The sequence below is a fragment of the Bacillus sp. KH172YL63 genome, from assembly GCF_011398925.1.
In the GTDB taxonomy this organism is placed as follows: Bacteria; Bacillota; Bacilli; order Bacillales; family Bacillaceae_B; genus Rossellomorea.
Genome location: NZ_AP022842.1, coordinates 3,754,024 through 3,771,076 on the forward strand (window position 1 = coordinate 3,754,024; position 17,053 = coordinate 3,771,076).

Below are 17,053 nucleotides of genomic sequence, written 5' to 3' on the forward strand. Positions count from 1 at the left end.
TTTCAAGTTTGTCGTTTCTTCCTTATACAGGAGAGGTTTCCAGTGCCACTTCGATTGCGTGGTCAAGGTCCTCAATAAGATCCTTCGCCGATTCCAATCCAACAGAAAGCCTCACCAGATCCTCCGTCACGCCAGTCGCCCGGATTTCCTCGGCGTTCAACTGCTGGTGTGTCGTGGAAGCCGGATGGATGATCAATGATTTCGCATCCCCCACGTTCGCCACATGTGACCAAAGGGAAATATTGTCGACGACTTTCCGGCCCGAATCCCTTCCACCTTTGATGCCAAACACAACGATCGATCCGGCACCGTTTTTCAAATACTTCTCGGCAAGCCCGTGGGACGGATGCTGTGGGAGTCCCGGATATGACACCCATGCGATCCCTTGATGCTGATCGAGATGCTCGGCGATCTTCCGGGCATTTTCTGTATGGCGTTCAATGCGGAGATGGAGCGTCTCCAACCCCTGCAGGAGCAGGAACGCATTTTGCGGGCTCAGACATGCCCCAAGATCCCGCAGCAGCTGTACCCTCAATTTAGTAATGAAGGCGGCCGCACCCACATCCTGTGCGTAGCGCAATCCGTTATAGCTTGGATCCTCCTCGGTGAAGCCCGGGAACTTCTCATGATTCCAGTCAAACTTCCCGCCGTCGATCACCACTCCCCCAATCGCCGTCCCGTGGCCGCCGATCCATTTCGTGGCAGAATGGATGACAATATCTGCTCCCCACTCAATCGGCTTACAAATATACGGCGTCGCAAACGTGTTATCGATGATGAGCGGAATATGATGCTCATGTGCAACCTTCGCCACCGCTTCAATATCCAGCACGTGAAGACTTGGATTCCCGATCGTCTCCGCAAACACCGCCTTCGTTTTCTCAGTGATCCTCTTGCGGAAATTCTCCGGATCGGACGGATCTACGAAATGGACCTTGATGCCGTATTTCGGAAGCGTCGTGGAAAAGAGGTTATACGTCCCGCCATACAGATTTGTCGCAGCCACAATCTCATCACCTGCCTGCGCAATGTTCAGGATCGCCAGGGAAATCGCCGCCATCCCCGACGACACCCCAAGCGCCCCGATGCCGCCCTCGAGCAGTGCCAGGCGCTTCTCCAGCACATCGACCGTCGGGTTCATGATCCGGGTATAAATGTTCCCCGGCTCTTCAAGGGCAAATAATTTTGCGGCATGATCACTGCTGTCAAATACATAGGATGTGGTTTGGTAAATCGGGACCGCACGTGATCCTGTGGTCGGGTCCGGTTCTTGGCCTCCGTGAAGCAGTAGTGTGTCGAAGTCGAATGATTTGGTCATTTTGGGTTCCTCCTGTGGGTTGGGATTTTGGTTTGGTTAGGGTGTTGCCTAGGCATTTGCCTAGGGTTTTGCCTGTTGAATTTTGGGTGGATTTTGTCTGTTGAATTTAGGCTGATTTTTGACTGTTAAACTTTGAACGAATTTTAACTGTTGAATCCAAACTGATTTTTACTGTCAAACTTCAACCGAATTTTAACTGTTAAATCTAAGCTGATCTTTACCTGTCAAACTTCAACCGATTTTTAACAGGCAACAAAACCGGGCAAACCGCCCAGTCAAACTCCCCCCGATCCTCTACCGGAAAGAGCAAAACAAAAACCCCCTTCCTAAGAAGAGGGTCTAATTGAATAGGGTCCTCCTCTTATCTTTCAGGCAAATTGCCTGCAGGAATTAGCACCTTTTCATGAGACGCGATCTGCGCACATGAAGGTTGCCGGGTTTCATCGGGCCTAGTCCCTCCACCTCTCTGGATAAGAGCATGTAGTTGTCAATGTGTGATTTCTTGCGTTGAGATGAATTATAAAGGGTAACCGACCTCAGCGTCAAGGGTATTGTTAGAATTTTTTAATTATTTACTTTTCGACCGATTTTTTAACAGCTTCTTCAAATTGAGCGACGATGTCCTCCCCGTCTTCGATGCCGAGCGATATCCGGACGACGTGGGTGTTGATGCCGAGCTTTTTCTGGGCATCTTTCGGCAGGGCACGGTGGGATGTTCCGAGCGGGTAGGACACCGTTGTTTCGACACCGGCAAGGGAAGGAACGATTTTGATCCAGCCGAGGGACTTGAAGAAGGTGCTCATATCGCATCTTTCATCAAGCTCGATCGTCACGATCGCCCCGTTTCCTTTCGTCGATAAGTTTGTCGGGTAATAAACTTCTTTAATATCGGTGTTGCTGTGAAGCCATCCTGCCAGGGTTTCTGCGTTGCGGGCCTGGGTGCCGATCCGGAGCGCGAGGGTTTTTGCCCCTCGGCATGTCAGCCAGGCTTCGAATGGACTCAGATTGGAGCCGATGTTGACGACCTTCTCTCTTGCCTTCCTTACCAACTCTTCCTTTCCGACGACGACCCCGGCGGTGATGTCACTGTGGCCGCCGATATATTTCGTGGCGCTGTGTGCGACAAGATCCACCCCTTCAAGGTAAGGCTGTTGTAAAAACGGTGTCGCAAAGGTGTTATCAATCATGGTGAACAGATTGTGTTCTTGAGCGAGGTTCACCATTTGTTTGATATTCTCTACCCGCATAAACGGATTAGTGACTGTTTCACTGTATAGGAGCTTTGTTTGCGGGGTTAGGGCCGCTTCAATGCTATCTTTATCGGTAAAGTCGACGAAAGTGGTCAAGATGCCGAATGACTTCAGCTCTTCTTTTAGCATATGGAATGTGCCGCCGTATAAATCCTCGGCAGCCACGATATGATCACCTGAGCGGACAATGGCAAGGATGCCGACAAGGATGGCCGATAACCCTGATGATGTGGCCACTCCGGCCGGTGCACCTTCAAGGCCGGCAACCATGTTCCCCAGCTCATCTGTATTGGGATTCCCCGTTCTTGTGTAGAGATAAGGGGACTTCCCTTCATAGAAACCTTCAAGCTCTTCAAGGGAACTGAATGAGAAAGCGGACGTCTGATAAATCGGCGTCGTTTTACTGTGGATCTCCTCCGTTCCCTGTAACTGACTATGTACGACCTTCGTAGTGAAATTCATGTCTGTCATCCTTCCTGAATCGATGTATTTTTAAAAGTGTATCATATTCAGAAGATTGTGGCATGAAAAAAACCTGCTGCCGATCAAGGCAACAGGTTCTTCTTTATACGCGTTCCAAACATCCGATCAAACGGTTTTCAATATCGAGTGCAGTAGCCTTCAATTCATCAGAATCGACCATTTCAATCAGCTTGCTTGGCTTCGCCATACCGATCTTCGTTGTCCCTGATTCTGTGTAGACGGTCACTTTACAAGGGAGGAAGTAGCTGACGAGCATGCTCTCTTCAAGCACCTTCTTCGCTTCATGGGGATTACACACTTCCAATACGACGACTTCTTCGTTAAAGTCCAATCCTTTGTCATCAAGTTTTTGTGCCAGATCAAGATGCCACAGTACACCAAAGCTTTCCTCTTTCAGTGCCGCTTCCACTTTCTCGACTGCTTCCTTTACGCTCATTGAGACTTCCTTTGTATAATGAAACATAAAAACATCTCCTCCTGTCATTTTTATACCTCAGAGAGTATCGGATCAAACTACTTTTTGGGAGGTCCGTCCCTCCGGTTATTCCATTCCTTTGACCATTTTCTCCATCATGTCTTCGTTCATGGGGCCGACGATTTTGTGCTGGATGGTCCCATTGGTGTCGATCATGTAGGTGGTTGGGATGGTGAAGGCCCTGTACAATTCACCTGCATCGCCTGTTTCATCCATCAAGATCGGGAAGGTGAGGCCGTAGCCATCAACGAACTGCTGCACCGCTTTTTGGCCTTCATCCATGGAAGTCAAGTTGACGGCAAGGATTTCGACATTTTCCGATTCTGCCTTTTTTTCGTAGTATTTTTGCATATGTGGCATTTCTGCCTTGCAGGGCGGACACCACGTCGCCCAGAAGTTCAGGATCACCTTCTTACCCTGATAATCGGAGAGTCTCACACTTTCCCCGTCAAGGGTCTCAAGCGCCAATGCCGGTGCCTTGTCCCCTTTTGCAAGACCCTGCTCCGCATCCGAGAGATCCATCGATTCATTGGCTAATTGAGCGGCTTCTTCCTTTGCCTTTTTTTCCTGCTGATCTTGAAAGAAGTTCACCAGAAAGATCCCGATCAGAATCGCGACCACCGCCAATGCGAAATTCCGTTTATTCACTTTGTTTCCTCCTTACAAATAAAAGAAAGGTGAAGTATGCTGCTGCAACAAGGTAGGTCCAGTCGGCCGTCGTCAACTCAAAGGCACCGTTAATAGAATGAAAAAGGATCTGCAGTAGAGTAAAAACAATCAGTAGCTGTCCTGACCATACATTCCCTTTTGCCCCCCTTACTTTTCCCTTAACATATAAAAGCAACGCGCCATTGAAAACAAATTGAATTGATCCGATGAGGTATTCCTTCTCCAAAAGATGAAAAACAAGCTCAAAGAATAAGACTGTGATCAACCAGACAAGGATGGTCACCGAAATTTGATCGACCCGTTTTAAAAGGAGATAGCCGCCTGCAGCAAGCAACCCAGACCAATATCCAACTGTACCCCCATGGAAATAGATCAGGGTCAGCGGATGTTTGATGACGGTTTGAAAATCGACTATGATTACACTCAGCTTCCAAACGAGAATAAATAAGATGATCCCCGTGGAATACCAGTCGCTCGCCTTCCGATTCCAGAAGTGGAGTAACAGGAATGTCAGGAAAAAGGATGCCAGCATAGCGCCCCAGGAACTGGGGAAAGTAAAGGATCCTATCGTATACCAGTTTTCTGTCATGATGATTCCTCGATTCTTTCTATATACCCCATTATGTATGATTATCTGAAATTTCAAAGGATTAATCAAGCGGAGAGGCTTACCATACAAATAAAACCGAATGCTTGAGGGCATCCGGTTTAAAGCTTTTATGCAGCCTTGATTCCTTTCAAGATCAGCATGAAATATTTCACTGTATCTCCATTCCTGCGGCTGATGATTTCAATATCCGCCAGAATCCTTCTCAACTCGTCTACCCCCAGCCGCTCAATCAACAGGTCACTGATATCCTCTGCACTGCATTCCCCTATTTGGGTATACTTCAATGCGGTCCGGTTTCTTCTGCAAAAACTTCTTAATTTCCTTTTTATCTCTCGTGCTTCCAACATCATCATCCTTCATACAGATTCAAATCATACTATTTCGAATATCAAGACAAAAATAACCTACCTATAGGCAGGTTACATGATGCTAATAACATTCGAGTCAGTAGTCATCGCGTCCATTTTTTCGGTAACCCGGCGATCATTATCTTATTGGAACAGGATAGAAGACCCGTGGCTTTGCGTCCTAATCTTTCAATTAGTTTGCCTTTATCGAAATGTTGCATGAATATAATTGTCATTATACTAGAAAAAACAGGAGATGAAAACAGGTCAAAGCATTCCGGTGTTCCGGAAAAAACAGGGAATCGAGTAGGAGGGGATGATTAATCCCCGACCTCTCACACCACCGTACGTACCAATCGGTATACGGCGGTTCAATCAAGATGATTGACGAAGACTTTCATACCTATCGATAAGACTTAGGAGCCCTTGGCGATTCCAAAAGGAATTGCCAAGGGTTCTGTGTAGTATTGGACTTTGTGCGATCCTCCAATATCCCTTCCGGGTATTTCCCCATTCATACGCCTTCCATTTTGGAACGCCGAGCGCAATGAGGTTACGGACTTTAGTTTTCGGCAGTTTCCACTGCTTCCACAGACACATTCGCAATCTTCTTCTGATCCATGCATCCAGGTATTTTAGGAAGCTGTGTGTATCAGCCAGCTGAAAATAGCCGATCCATCCCATTAAATATTGGTTCAGCTTTCTGATTCGAACCTCCATCGACCATCCTGAAGATCTGGAAGTTAGAGAGCGGATTTTCTGTTTTAACCGTTTTATACTTTTGGAGGCCACTCTGACTTTTGGTTTGCGATTTGATGTAAAACTAAAGCCAAGGAACGTTCTTCTCCAAGGTCGGTCCACCGCAGATTTCTTTCGGTTTACCTTCAGTTTAAGTTTCTTCTCAAGAAACGTTGTCACTGAAGTCATCACCCGGTTACCGGCTTTTGGCGAACGGACAAAGATATTACAATCATCTGCGTACCGTATAAAGCGTAGCCCCGTTTCTCTAATTCCTGGTCCAGTTCATTCAAAATGATGTTAGAAAGCAATGGACTGAGAGGTCCGCCCTGTGGCGTACCTTCCTCACTTTTCACCTTTACACCTTCTATCATAATTCCTGCATTGAGGTAAGAACGAATCAGTTTCAGAAGTGCTTTGTCCTTTACTTTCTTCGCCAGAAGACCCATGAGCTTATCATGATTCACTCTGTCAAAGAATTTCTCTAAATCTATATCGATAACCCAGCGATATCCTTCCCGGATATACATCTTCGCTTTTCTAACGGCGTCATGGGCACTCCGATTTGGTCGGAACCCATAACTATGATCAGAGAAGGTCGGCTCGTATATCCCGGAGAGTATCTGGGCAATTGATTGTTGAATCATACGGTCTGTCACCGTTGGGATGCCTAACAACCGGACGCCGCCGTCTGGTTTCGGGATTTCGATTCGACGTACCGGGCCCGGCTTGTAGGTTCCCCCAAGGAGATTCTTGCGAATCGACTGCCATTCGCGCATGATATGCGATCGCAGGTTTTGTACGGGCATATCATCCACGCCATGGCTTCCCTTATTACGTTCTACACGTTTCAGTGCTTCAAGCATATTCGGTTTAGACAGAATCATATTCATCAACATCACTGATATTCCTTTCCTTCGTGTGTCACGTTTCCTCTTTCGATGGCCCTGCCTCACACTTCCACCAGCCCTCACGGAATTCACCGTTACCTCTAAATGGACAGCTCTTTTCAGATTGTCTGTGAGTCTCTCAGTTACCATGAGCCAGGTCGTGACACTCTCTTGATTGTTCAGTCCTTCCCGGCTTCCTCGAGAAAAGCCGGTACTATGACCTCGGCTGACTTCTGGCGGTTCAGCGGAGAATCGCTTCTCCGGTTACCAAGTGTTCAAGGCGTATCCGCCAGATCTCCCCGGGTAAGAGTGTAATCTTTCCCTCCATCTATCCGCCTCATTTACTTTCTGCACCTTCGACAGTTCGGACTTCATCTTGTATTGCAGACTCATCCAGTGCAACAAGCCTTATATGAGATTCGTGTTCCTCGGACCGGAGGTTTGCCGCCCGCTTCCTTCAGATTCCAGGTCACCCCGGACACCCTTGCGTTAAGCTAACCGCTACAACTGTCTTCACGGCTCGGGACTCTCACCCTATAGATCACACCCATGCCGGGCGCACAATAAAAAACCCCCGCTGTTCAAAGCGGGGGTTCGATGTTAGAAGTTGATGTATTGACGTGGGTTTACAGCGTTTGAATGGGATGCATTCCAAGGGCCTGCATGAAGCTCAAAGTGTAAATGCTGTCCGAATGAGTAGCCTGTATTCCCCATATAACCGATTTGATCACCTTTGTTCACTGCTTGTCCCTGTCCGACTAAAGAAGAAGACATGTGGGCATATACAGTGGTGAACATTTTACCATTGATAGAGTGAGTGATGTATACGACGTTTCCGTAGCTTGAACTGTACTGGCTTTTAATAACATAACCATCTGCCGCTGCAGAGATCGGCACACTGCCCCGTGCTGCGATATCCATCCCATAGTGGAAGCGTTGCTTGCCGTTCAGCGTATCCCAGCCGAAGTTGGTTGTAACCGTTCCTGAAGCTGGAGATGTCCATGCACCGGCGCTAACAGGTGCTGCTGGAGCTGACGCCGCTGGAGATGAAGATGAACCGCCTGTCGCCTGTTGCTGGGATGCCGCACGTTTTGCAGCTTCTGCTTCAGCCTGGCGCTTGCGTTCGATTTCCCGTTTACGGGCAAGCTCGGCTAGACGTGCCTGTTCAGCCTGGATTTCACCTTCAAGCTGGTGCTCCATTTTAGAAAGCTCTTCAGATTCTTTTTCAAGGTCTGCTTTTTCTACTTTCAGTGTAGCTTGTTGTGCTTCGAGCTGCTTGAACAGGTCAGCTTTTTTCGCTTTTTGACTGTCCAGGTCTTTTTTCAGTGACTCAAGATTCGCTTTGGAAGCTTGAAGGTCTGCAAGTTCTTTTTCAACTTCTGCTTGCTTCTTCTCTAATTCAGCTTGATCACGTTTCTGCTCGTCCATGATCTTTTTATCTGCACTGACGATTGTGTTCACTGCTGTTACACGGTTGATAAAATCTCCGAAGCTGTCCGCACCAAGAAGTACATCCAGGTAGTTTGCTGAGCCGCCTTTTTCCTGGATTGCACGTGCACGCTCTTTAAGAAGCTCATTGCGCTCTGCGATTTTCTTCTTCAGAACTTCGATCTCTTCTTTAAGTTTGTTGATTTTTTCAGTCGTCTCATCGATTTCTTTTGTTTTTTCAGTGATTTTAGTTTCAGTATCTTTTAGTTTGGTACTGATCTCCGCAATCTGTGCCTGAATATCTTTTTGTTTAGTGATATTTTGATTAATCTCTGCTTTCTTCTCATCAATCTTGCCGTTGATTTCTTCTTTCTTAGAAGAGATGTTGTCCTGCTGTTTCTTCAAGTCCTCTACAGAGGAGTTAGCGTTAGCAGTTGTAGCTAACGTTGGTAGACTTCCGATTGTTAATGCTGCTGCGATTGTTAATGATACAAAATACTTCTTGTTCAAGCGGCATGCTCCTTTCAGCTTCTATCAACCTATCAAATTTTACACTTTTAAGAACTTACGTACGGACATAAAGCTTCCCCAAGCCCCGATCAAGCAACCCATTAATAGAATCAATCCGTTTACTTGATAGATAAAAGGGGTAAAATCTAATATCTGAATAAAATGGTTTTGTAGTTTTGGTTTAATAAATTCATAAGCATAGTAGTAACCTGTTGTGACAAGAGCGATCGGGATAATAGAACCTAAAATTCCGAGCCATAATCCTTCTAATATGAATGGCCAGCGTACAAACCAGTTGGTTGCACCTACGAGTTTCATTATCTCGATTTCCCTTCTTCTCGCGACAATGGTGATTTTGATTGTATTCGAGATGAGGAACATAGCGGTAAACAATAGACCGATGATCAACACAAGTCCAACGTTTCGACTCATTTCCAGCACATTGAATAATTTTTCAATCTTCGCTTCACCGTACAAGGCTTCATTGACACCTTCATACTGATTAATTTCCCGAGCTATTTTACCAGTTTCCCGGGGATTTTCCGCTTTCACGATGAACACATCGTATAACGGGTTATCCTGTTCAAATAGTCTGAAGTCATCTCCAAGATCCTTCACAAGATTTTGAAGTTCTTGCTCTTTGGAAGAATATTCAACCGATTCGACCCCGCTTATGGAGTGAATCTTCTTATCAATTGCATCGATTTGAGACTTTTCCGTACCGATTTCAAGCAATACCCGCACTTCAACGTCTCTTTCAATGTCTGTTGCAACTTTATTCATGTTTAACATCAGGACAATAAACACACCGACAAGCAACAATGTTACGGTGACGGCACTGACGGATGCGAATGTCATCCAGCCGTTTCGTCCGATGCTTTTAAGACTCTCTCTCAGGTGGCGGCTATATGTTCTAGCTTTCATAACCGTAATCACCTCGCTGTTCGTCCCGGACAATCCGGCCATTCTCGATGGCGATTACCCGATGCTTGATTGTATTGACGATTTCCCGGTTATGGGTGGCCATGATGACCGTCGTTCCCCGGTTGCTGATATCTTCGAGAATGTTCATGATATCCCAGGACGTTTCAGGGTCAAGATTCCCTGTAGGCTCATCAGCGATCACAAGCTTCGGCGTGTTCACGATGGAACGTGCGATCGATACCCGCTGCTGTTCTCCGCCTGACAATTCATTTGGAAGCATTCTTGCTTTGTGCTTCAATCCTACAAGATCAAGCACTTCCATGACCCTCTTCTTGATTTGCTTAGGCTGTTCTTCTATCACTTCAAGTGCAAAGGCGATATTTTCATAGATTGTAAGCGATGGTAACAGCTTGAAATCCTGAAATACAACCCCAACGTTTCTTCTTAAATATGGAACCCTGCTGTTTCGTATTTTTGCCAGATTAATACCGTTCACGATAATATCACCTTTTGAAGGGCGTTCTTCACGGTACATCATTTTAATGAATGTAGATTTCCCGGCACCACTTGGACCGACAACATACACAAACTCGCCTTGCTTAATGTGGACGTTCAAACCATTAGCAGCCATGACACCATTGCTGTACTGCTTATAGACGTCTTTCATTTCTATCATATTAAAATCACCTAATTTGTATTATGTAGTAACCCTCTTGGCTGTTATCGACATATGAGCTCGGTACGCAACCAAAGTCGTCTTCATCACTTTTAGACAAAAAATGGTGAAAAAACTCGAATCACGCTTCCGAAAATAATTATAACATCACTTTCTCCGATTTTAAGGAAAAAAATTATTACATTTTTGTTTCAGTAATCAAAAAAATGTGAATTTTTTACCTGTTTTCCTGTCGATTCTACCTATTATTTGAGCTTTTTTTAGGTTATTCGACCTATTACCAGGTAATAAAGGTAAGTCATTAGGTCTCTCTTATTTTCTCTTGTAAAACCTTTGCCCATGCTATTCTGATTAAGTTACTAGGTTATAATTCTTACGTGGTGATGGGAGGATAAATACTGGGGGACGTTTTGTAATATAGACTTAAAGAAGGGTGAAAAGTGGCTGTGGATATTGAGTTTTTTTATATTTGTCGACATTCCCTATTCATGAAGGTTTTCCGGATACAAAAAAAAGAAGAAGATCTGTTACAGACCCTCTTCCCGTGTTTCACGCTTATTTTTTATTCGATAACCATTCAGCCACGGCTTCCGCTTCTTCCCCTTTGATGAGTCCAGGAGGCATCTGTCCTTTTCCGTTTTGAATGGTTTCAAGAATCTGATCTTTGCTCAGTTCGGCACCGATATTTTTCAGGGCCGGCCCCATACCACCTTCAAGGTTTCCACCGTGGCAGCTGGTGCATTTATTGGTGACGATTTTTTCAGGGTCCACTCCGCCAGAGCTTGTTTCTGTACTGTCACCGTCTCCACCGCAGGCTGCCAGTACCAATGAAGCGCCAAAAAGAACACCAAGCAGCTTTTTCTTCATTTTTATTTCCCCCTTTTCAAGCATTTTAGAGTTGCGGATTTCCCACTCCTCTCCTACATAATTATACCAAGTTTACACCCGTTTGAAACCTTCACCAAGGACCTCGGATGCGTCCATTGTGACGACAAACGCAGAAGGATCAATGGTTTTGACCAGTTGTTTCAGTTTTGTGAATTCTGTTTGATCCACAACGCACATCAGGATCGGACGCTCGTCATCCGTATATCCCCCGTATGCGGATAATTTGGTCACGCCACGGTCGATCTTACTCAAGATCCCTTCACGTACCTCTTCTTGTCGGTTTGTAATGATCAGTGCCATCTTCGATCTGCTGATCCCCACCTGCACCAAATCGATGGTCTTGCTCGTGACATACAAGCCTATGAGAGCGTATAAGCCACGTTCGATATCGTAGACGATCGCTGCAGACAGAACGATCATGCCGTCGATCATGGCGACACATGTACCGAGGGAAAAGCCTGTGAATTTATTGACGATCTGTGCTGCAAGGTCCGTCCCTCCCGTAGAGGCTTTCCCCCGAAAGACGATGCCAAGACCAATGCCGACTCCAATTCCGCCGAAGAGTGCCCCTAGCAGGGGATCCTCTGTCCACGGCTGCCAATCTTCCGTCAAGTAAACGACAAGAGGTAAAAATACGGTCCCAATCGCCGTTTTCACACCAAACTGAAGTCCCAGAAAAATCAATCCTGCTATGAACAGCGGGATGTTAAATGCCCATTGAACATACGCCGGCCTCCAGTCAAACAAACCGTACAGGATCGTCGAAATCCCGCTCACTCCGCCTGATGCCACTTCATTAGGAAGTAAAAACACATTGAACGCAATTGCCACAATCGTCGATCCAAACACAACAAACAAATACTCTAACAACTTCTCTTTCCTCGGATTAAAAGCCTGCTCCCGACGCCTTTCCTTCAAACCCATCCAGTACGACCCCTTTACCCTATGTATTAATAGTATGAACCCAACCCAAACCTTTGATGCAATACGAAGGACGGACCTCTGTATTGGCCTGTTTTCGTCTCCCTACATTGCACCGTAAGGACGGTTGGTCCCTGTTTATAAATTCAAGCTGGTGCAAATCCAAACACCCGGTTTTTGCGGACCACGCAAAACCCCTCTGCCTCAACCTTTGAGAGTATAGCATGGGTGCACAGAGGTGTAAATAACAGCTCAATAACGTATTAAAGCATTAATCTATTGAGGCGTTAGAGCGTTTTCGTTGTGAGGGACGGACCTCTGTTTGGTAGCGATTTGAAGGGGACACGGGGTATCAGGTTATCCTTGAATACAGATGGCATAAGGGTTAGCATTTATATTACCCGTTTAGAGTTACATATAATGGAAGAAACTCGTTATTTGTGGAGGTCCGTCCCTCATAACAAAGCCCTCTCCGGCATGCCGGAGAGGGCTTTTTAGTTTGTTGTTGGTTATTGAATTCTGGAACGGAGGTATGCGTTGATGAATGGATCGATGTCGCCGTCCATGACGCCTTGTACGTTCCCTGATTCTGTGTTGGTTCTGTGGTCTTTGACCATGGAGTATGGATGGAAGACGTAGGAACGGATTTGGCTTCCCCATCCGATTTCCTTTTGCTCACCGCGGATTTCAGCAAGTTCCTGCTCTTGCTCTTCGATCCGTTTTTGGTAGAGCTTCGCTTTCAGCATCTTCATGGCTGACTCACGGTTCTTGATTTGCGAACGTTCCGATTGGCAAGTTACCACGACATTGGTCGGAAGGTGGGTGATCCGGACCGCCGAGTCGGTTGTATTGATATGCTGTCCGCCAGCTCCGCTTGCACGGTACGTATCAATTTTCAGATCTTCCGTACGGATTTCGATTTCGATTTCTTCATTGAATTCCGGCATGACTTCACATGATACGAAGGATGTGTGACGGCGGCCTGAAGAATCGAAAGGCGAAATACGGACAAGGCGGTGTACCCCTTTTTCAGCTTTAAGGTACCCATACGCATTGTGTCCTTTGATGGCAAGGGTCACACTCTTGATCCCAGCTTCATCTCCAGCCAGGTAGTCAAGGGTTTCAACTTTGAATCCTTTTTTTTCAGCCCAGCGCGTGTACATGCGCAGAAGCATCGAACCCCAGTCCTGTGACTCGGTCCCGCCTGCACCCGGGTGAAGCTCGAGGATGGCGTTGTTTTTATCATGCTCCTCGCTTAGTAGCAGCTGAAGCTCGTAATCATTCAGACGTTTGACAAGATCTTCAAGCTCTTCTTCAAGATCTTTTTGAAGCTCCTCATCCGGCTCTTCTTTGATTAATTCCAGTGTAAGTTCAAGGTTTTCATGGGATTCAAGCAAAGATTTGTACTCGTTCACTAAATCCTTTAATCCGTTTCCTTCGTTGATGAGTCCCTGTGCTTTTTGCTGGTCATCCCAGAAGTCCGGCTGAACCATGATTTCATCCAGTTCCTGAATTCTTGCCTCTTTGTTTTCTAAGTCAAAGAGACCCCCTGAAGTCCGCTAATGTCTTAGCTGTTTTTTCTAACTCTGCTCTGATTTCTGAAATTTCCATGTGTGGTCACCTCTATAGTTATTTGGGTTGTTGATTTTGCGTAAAGGCTGTTCTCGTAAACATTGTGGCTTTTAAATAAGCGAGATGCGGTTGATTTCCGCTCCAGATGCTCGCTTTCCGCGGGGATGGCGGTGAGCCTCCTCGGGCTCTGCCCTGCGGGGTCTCACCTGTCCATCAGTTCCCGCAGGAGTCGAGCATCTTCCGCTCCAATCAACCATCGAAGATAAAAACCAAAAATTCATTGGATAAACTGCTTATTCATCTTCTGAATAATAATGATCAACTTCATTCAAATTCAATGACCTTGATTCATTGCTATGGCATTTTTTTCATTCCACAGTCTCAAATTATCGAAGATGCTCACATTAACGTCTAATAATAGCAACAATCTATGCGAAAAGAGCCCTCTTAAAAAGATTTTGCGTTCTTATTAAACAGTGGTGTAATGACCGCTGCCCTATTACAAGTACATTCACTATTCATGCCTTCTATTTTATCCAACCTATAAAAAACGGAAAAGTACCTGGCACTTATTTTAACAAAATAAGCACCAGGTAGCATCTTTCATTTATCCGGTTATGCCGTGGCAATGTTTATATTTCTTGCCGCTGCCGCATGGGCATGGGTCGTTTCGGCCGACGTCAGCCTGTTTGCGCAGTGGTTGTTTCTTTGCTTTGGCGCCGTCTTCCTTCGGGTTCACCGCTTGGCCTTTAGCTACTTCCTGGCGCTCCAGGTTGTTGCGGATTTCCGCTTTCATGACGTATTTTGCCACGTCTTCTTCGATTGCGAGGATCATGCTTTCGAACATGGCGAAACCTTCATGCTGGTATTCACGAAGCGGGTCGTTTTGTCCGTAAGCGCGAAGATGGATACCTTGGCGTAGTTGATCCATTGCATCGATATGGTCGATCCATTTCGTATCAACGGCACGGAGCAGGATGACTTTTTCAAACTCGCGCATTTGTTCCGGCGATAGCTGTTCTTCTTTTTCATTGTAGCGATGCTGAACATCTTCATAGATCAAGTGAAGCATCTCTTCCGGCTCTTTGCCGCGAAGGTCTTCGACGGTTACATCGTTTTCAGGAAGCAGATTTGCGTTCACATAATCGACGATGCCCTGAAGATTCCAATTCTCCATCTCTTCTTCTGCCGTGTGGGCTGCCACCTGACGTTCGATGGTTGATTTGATCATGCCTTCCACGATTTCACGAAGATTGTCAGAATCGATGACTTCATTACGCTGTTTGTAGATGATTTCACGCTGTTGACGGAGGACATCATCATATTGAAGAAGCTGTTTACGGGCGTCGAAGTTATTTCCTTCAACCCGCTTTTGAGCTGATTCAACGGCACGGCTGACCATTTTACTCTGGATCGGCTGTGAATCGTCCATACCAAGGCGTTCCATCATGCTCTTCATGTTGTCAGAGCCGAAGCGGCGCATCAGTTCATCTTCCATGGAGAGGTAGAATTGCGTGACACCCGGGTCACCTTGACGTCCCGAACGTCCACGGAGCTGGTTATCGATACGGCGTGATTCGTGACGCTCGGTTCCGATTACCGCGAGACCGCCAAGATCGATGACGCCTTCGCCAAGCTTGATATCCGTACCACGGCCGGCCATATTCGTCGCGATCGTAACCGCGCCAGGCTGACCCGCTTCGAGGATGATTTCCGCTTCTCGTCCATGGTTTTTCGCATTGAGGACGTTGTGACGTACGCCTTTTTTCGTCAGCAGCTTGGAAATAAGCTCTGACGTTTCAACAGCAACAGTACCGACCAGTACCGGCTGTCCTTTTTCATGGCGTTCCTTGATGTCTTCCACTACTGCATTGAATTTCCCTTCAATGGAAGCATAAATCAAATCGGCACGGTCATCACGGACGATTGGTTTATTCGTTGGAATGACAATGACGTTCATATTGTAAATGTTACGGAACTCTTCCTCTTCCGTCTTCGCCGTACCGGTCATACCGGAAAGCTTTTCGTACATACGGAAGTAGTTCTGGAACGTGATCGTTGCCATCGTCATGCTTTCGTTCTGGATTTCAAGGCCTTCTTTAGCCTCGATTGACTGGTGAAGTCCGTCACTGTAACGGCGGCCTTTCATCAGACGTCCCGTGAATGAATCGACGATGATGATTTCACCTTCCTGCACCACGTAGTCCACATCACGGTGCATGCTTACATGAGCTTTTAACGCCTGATTGATGTGGTGATTCAGGGTAACGTGTGAAATATCGAACAGGTTTTCAATGTGGAACGCTCTCTCCACCTTGCTGATTCCATCTTCGGTCAGTTGCACACCCTTTGTTTTTTCATCATAAGTGTAGTCTTCATCTCTGTTCAGCGTACGGACGACCGCATTCGCCTGGATATAAAGCTGAGGCGTGCGCTGTGCGTTACCTGAAATGATGAGTGGCGTACGGGCTTCATCGATTAGAATTGAGTCAACCTCATCAATGACGGCAAAATGAAGGTCACGCTGCACCATTTGATCTTTGTACAGGACCATATTGTCACGAAGGTAGTCGAAACCGAATTCGTTATTCGTACCGTATGTAATATCGGCTTTATACGCTTCCCGCTTCTCGTCCTTGGACATGGAGTTCAGGTTCAGGCCGACAGTCAGGCCAAGGAAGTTGTACAACTTGCCCATTTCCTCGGCATCACGGCTCGCCAGGTAATCATTGACCGTGATGACGTGAACGCCTTTACCTGTGATCGCATTCAAGTACACCGGCATGGTCGCCGTCAACGTTTTACCTTCACCGGTTTTCATCTCGGAGATGTTCCCGCCGTGGAGGGAGACACCACCCATGAGCTGAACACGGTACGGATACAGACCAAGCACGCGGCGGGCCGCTTCCCGCACGACAGCAAATGCTTCAACGAGCATATCCTCTAATTCTTCACCTTTTTGGTAGCGTTCTTTGAAACGCTCCGTTCTTTCACGGATTTCGTCATCCGTCAAACGCTCCATATCCGGGCCTAATTCTTCTATTTGATCGGCCAGTTTCTCAAGCCTCTTTAATTCTCTTTTATTTGCATCGAACACTTTATTCAGTAGACCAAGCATATATGAACGCTCCTTTATCTGTGTTTAAATGAGAGCCAAACGTCACCAGTATAACGAAAGAAAATGAGATTCCGATGAGAAAGATGTGAAATCCTTGTAAATCATCCGATTCACGCTCCACTCACTCTACATAAAATTCGCTACAAAAGCCCGATATCCTCCCAAAAAACACGATATATTCCCTACCAATCTTACCACTATCCCCTATTGGTTACAACTGGAGGCTTTTGTGGAGG

The 17,053-nt window shown here is 46.3% G+C and carries 13 protein-coding genes, 1 pseudogene and 2 riboswitches; all 14 genes and pseudogenes read right to left on the reverse strand.

What is annotated here, in order from left to right:
• Positions 1-22: 22 nt before the first annotated feature.
• The gene (locus KH172YL63_RS19210) at positions 23-1,318 is read right to left on the reverse strand and encodes an O-acetylhomoserine aminocarboxypropyltransferase/cysteine synthase family protein (RefSeq protein WP_173107602.1); all 1,296 of its coding nucleotides are present in this window, start codon (positions 1,316-1,318) and stop codon (positions 23-25) included.
• A 358-nt stretch (positions 1,319-1,676) separates the two neighbouring features.
• Positions 1,677-1,795, reverse strand: a riboswitch (SAM riboswitch).
• Positions 1,796-1,890: 95 nt separating this feature from the next.
• Positions 1,891-3,030, reverse strand: a complete 1,140-nt coding sequence (locus KH172YL63_RS19215) for a trans-sulfuration enzyme family protein (protein WP_173107603.1) — start codon at positions 3,028-3,030, stop codon at positions 1,891-1,893.
• 103 nt (positions 3,031-3,133) lie between these two features.
• Positions 3,134-3,514 carry a DUF302 domain-containing protein gene (locus KH172YL63_RS19220; protein ID WP_173107604.1) on the reverse strand — a complete coding sequence of 127 codons (381 nt, stop codon included), beginning with the start codon at positions 3,512-3,514 and terminating at the stop codon, positions 3,134-3,136.
• Positions 3,515-3,592: 78 nt separating this feature from the next.
• On the reverse strand, positions 3,593-4,174 hold the full coding sequence (locus KH172YL63_RS19225; protein WP_173107605.1) for a redoxin domain-containing protein: 582 nt from the start codon (positions 4,172-4,174) through the stop codon (positions 3,593-3,595).
• Complete coding sequence (locus KH172YL63_RS19230) at positions 4,167-4,784, reverse strand: hypothetical protein (RefSeq protein WP_173107606.1); 618 nt, start codon at positions 4,782-4,784, stop codon at positions 4,167-4,169. The genes KH172YL63_RS19225 and KH172YL63_RS19230 overlap by 8 nt, the downstream gene beginning before the upstream one ends.
• Positions 4,785-4,912: 128 nt before the next feature.
• Positions 4,913-5,152, reverse strand: coding sequence for a hypothetical protein (locus tag KH172YL63_RS19235; protein ID WP_173107607.1), 240 nt, complete (start codon positions 5,150-5,152; stop codon positions 4,913-4,915).
• 120 nt (positions 5,153-5,272) lie between these two features.
• Positions 5,273-5,365, reverse strand: a riboswitch (cyclic di-GMP riboswitch).
• 162 nt (positions 5,366-5,527) lie between these two features.
• Positions 5,528-6,789, reverse strand: a pseudogene (gene ltrA / locus KH172YL63_RS19240) (group II intron reverse transcriptase/maturase).
• A gap of 591 nt (positions 6,790-7,380) precedes the next feature.
• On the reverse strand, positions 7,381-8,718 hold the full coding sequence (locus tag KH172YL63_RS19245) for a murein hydrolase activator EnvC family protein (protein ID WP_173107608.1): 1,338 nt from the start codon (positions 8,716-8,718) through the stop codon (positions 7,381-7,383).
• Between the two features lie 39 nt (positions 8,719-8,757).
• Positions 8,758-9,642, reverse strand: a complete 885-nt coding sequence (gene ftsX, locus KH172YL63_RS19250; RefSeq protein WP_173107609.1) for a permease-like cell division protein FtsX — start codon at positions 9,640-9,642, stop codon at positions 8,758-8,760.
• A complete protein-coding gene (gene ftsE / locus KH172YL63_RS19255) occupies positions 9,632-10,318 on the reverse strand; it encodes a cell division ATP-binding protein FtsE (protein WP_173107610.1) in 687 nt (228 codons plus the stop codon). Before ftsE ends, ftsX begins: the two co-directional genes overlap by 11 nt.
• Positions 10,319-10,873: 555 nt before the next feature.
• A complete protein-coding gene (cccB, locus tag KH172YL63_RS19260) occupies positions 10,874-11,185 on the reverse strand; it encodes a cytochrome c551 (protein WP_173107611.1) in 312 nt (103 codons plus the stop codon).
• 72 nt (positions 11,186-11,257) lie between these two features.
• The gene (locus KH172YL63_RS19265; protein ID WP_173107612.1) at positions 11,258-12,130 is read right to left on the reverse strand and encodes a YitT family protein; all 873 of its coding nucleotides are present in this window, start codon (positions 12,128-12,130) and stop codon (positions 11,258-11,260) included.
• A gap of 506 nt (positions 12,131-12,636) precedes the next feature.
• Positions 12,637-13,738, reverse strand: a protein-coding gene (gene prfB, locus KH172YL63_RS19270) for a peptide chain release factor 2 (RefSeq protein ID WP_173107613.1) whose coding sequence is annotated in 2 segments (ribosomal slippage) — positions 12,637-13,665 and positions 13,667-13,738 — 1,101 coding nt in all. Because the reading frame shifts where the segments join, the coding sequence is not laid out codon by codon here.
• Between the two features lie 568 nt (positions 13,739-14,306).
• Complete coding sequence (gene secA / locus KH172YL63_RS19275; RefSeq protein ID WP_173107614.1) at positions 14,307-16,817, reverse strand: preprotein translocase subunit SecA; 2,511 nt, start codon at positions 16,815-16,817, stop codon at positions 14,307-14,309.
• Positions 16,818-17,053 lie beyond the last annotated feature (236 nt).